The organism is Microcystis sp. T1-4, assembly GCF_000297435.1.
Classification (GTDB): domain Bacteria; phylum Cyanobacteriota; class Cyanobacteriia; order Cyanobacteriales; family Microcystaceae; genus Microcystis.
Genome location: NZ_CAIP01000253.1, coordinates 1 through 2,308, shown reverse-complemented (window position 1 = coordinate 2,308; position 2,308 = coordinate 1). Strand labels below are relative to the sequence as shown.

Sequence of the window (2,308 nt, the reverse complement as noted above, 5' to 3'; positions counted from 1 at the left end):
GGATAGAACGGACTCCCTTGCACCAACTGGGGGATATTTTAACCATTGCGATTCTTGCGGTGCTGGCAGGGGGAAATGGCTGGGAAGACATGGAAGTTGACGGACTGAGCAAATAGGAGTGGTTATCGACGTTTTTATACCAATTCTCTAAATGCCAACTACAGATAGAGCATCCAGGATATAACCTCGTCCAACAATTGAAGCAATTACCTCTTTATTCATTTCTTCGAGTCGTTGACCAATTAGCAAACGTAATTCCTCTAAGTCTCTAGGTAATTTCCATACAACTATGGGAATTGCTATATATTTAATTCCACCCCGCCACTTAAGTAGGTAGGCACAATTATTTGTAGGATGGGTTAGCGATAGCGTAACCCATGCGGGCGTTGGGTTTCATGCTTCAACCCAACCTACGTTCATTTTATATTTAATTCCACCCCGCCACTTATCAAGGTTGCTTACAGAAATTATAACCTTTCTAAGGCTTTTCTCTCTTTTTCAGTCACTTCTCGCCATTGACCAGGTTGTAATCCTGTTAAGCATAATTTATTGTTTTTGTCAATAGTAATGGCTGTTCTAATTAATCTTAAAGTGGGATAACCAACGGCAGCCGTCATCCTTCTTACCTGACGATTTCTTCCCTCAGTTAAGGTAATTTCTAACCAAGCGGTGGGAACAGATTTTCGATAACGAATCGGTGGCTCTCTGGGGGGTAAATCCGGTTCAAAATCTAGTAAGCTAACTATTGCCGGTCGAGTGCGATAATCCTGTATAGGAAGACCTTGACGCAATTTTTCTAAAGCGTTTAGGTCTGGAATTCTTTCGACTTGTACCCAATAGGTGCGCGGATGTGCAAATTGACGATGACCCAAACGATGCTGTAATTGACCGTTATCTGTGAGTAATAATAATCCCTCGCTGTCCCTATCTAAACGACCGACAGAATAGATGTTTGGGATAGGAATATAATCTTTTAAAGTCGAGCGCCCATTTTCATTAGTAAACTGACATAATACATCGTAGGGTTTATAAAAAAGGATATATTTATTCAAGGGAAAAAGGAGTCAGGAGATAGGAGTCAGGAGCTTTTTACTTTTATCAGTAAAAATTAAACAGTAATCCGTGAAAAGAAAGCTCTGAACTTGCCACTTAATACTGTTCACCGAATACTTAAATCTGATAACTGATTACTGATAACTGATAACTGATTCAATCCCGTTGATGGGAGAATTGATAAGCACCGACAATCGAGAGAAGAATAGCGACGATTAATAAAATGGGGATAGCGAACCAAGGAAATTGATTTATATCGTAGGCTGCGGCTCTTAATCCCAGACTAGCATAGGTGAGGGGTAAAGAATAAACAATAATTTTTAATGGCCATGGTAAGGTTTGGGGATCGAAAAAAGTTGCTCCTAAAAAAGACATCGGCACGATTAAAAAGTTATTATAGAGACCGACACTTTCGAGGGATTTAACTCGCAATCCGACAATTGCCCCTAAACTGGCAAAGACGGCACAATTTAAGATTAAAACTAATAAAAAGAGGGGATTGAGAAAACTGACAAATTTTCCTGTAAATAAGATAGCAACGAGAATCACTGATGCAGAAGTCATTACACCGCGCAAAATTCCCGCGAAAACTTTGCCTAAAAATAATGAGAGGGGATGGACGGGAAGTAATAATAATTCCTCGAAGGTTTTACTAAATAAGCGATCGCCACATATCGAAAAGGTGGTTCCCCCGAAACTGATCGCCATTGAGGACAGGGCCACCATTCCGGGTAAAATAAATTCTAGATAAGAATCGCCGAGTGAGGGTTTCATCGAGCGATCAAGGGCGCTTCCCAACCCCAACCCGAAACCGATAATATAGATTAGGGGAGAAACTAAACCTGTGGCGGCGATCTGAAGGACTCTCGCGCGTAAATCTAGCCATTCTCCCCAAAATACGGTTAAAGTGTCTGTTAATATCGTCTGAGCTTGAGCTAGTTTCACTGGTATTTTGGTTAATTAGTAAATATACTTTTAATAATAATTAATAATTGTCCCCTTTTTCAAGGGCGAGCTTTTCGCACCAGAAAAATAATCATCGTCTAAGGATAGGCAAGAGGCAACAGTAAAGGGATTGGGGGAGATTCAGCTAATTTAAGGATAGGCAAGAGACAAAAGGCAAAAGGCAACAGTAAAGGGATTGGGAGAGATTCAGCTAATTTAAGGATAGGCGGTTAAAATCCGTTTTAGCTTACTTATGATAAAATGCTGTCAAGGTCAGGGAGGGAAAACTTGCAATTATTAGACCTCTTGC

Annotated in this window: 2 protein-coding genes; both read right to left on the bottom strand. The window is 40.4% G+C overall.

The window, feature by feature from the left end; genetic code table 11:
• Positions 1 to 467: 467 nt before the first annotated feature.
• Complete coding sequence (locus tag MICAI_RS15665) at positions 468 to 1,052, bottom strand: pseudouridine synthase (protein WP_008203860.1); 585 nt, start codon at positions 1,050 to 1,052, stop codon at positions 468 to 470.
• 157 nt (positions 1,053 to 1,209) lie between these two features.
• Positions 1,210 to 1,998 (bottom strand): ABC transporter permease, encoded by a 789-nt coding sequence (locus MICAI_RS15660; protein ID WP_008203858.1) that lies wholly within the window; start codon positions 1,996 to 1,998, stop codon positions 1,210 to 1,212.
• Positions 1,999 to 2,308 lie beyond the last annotated feature (310 nt).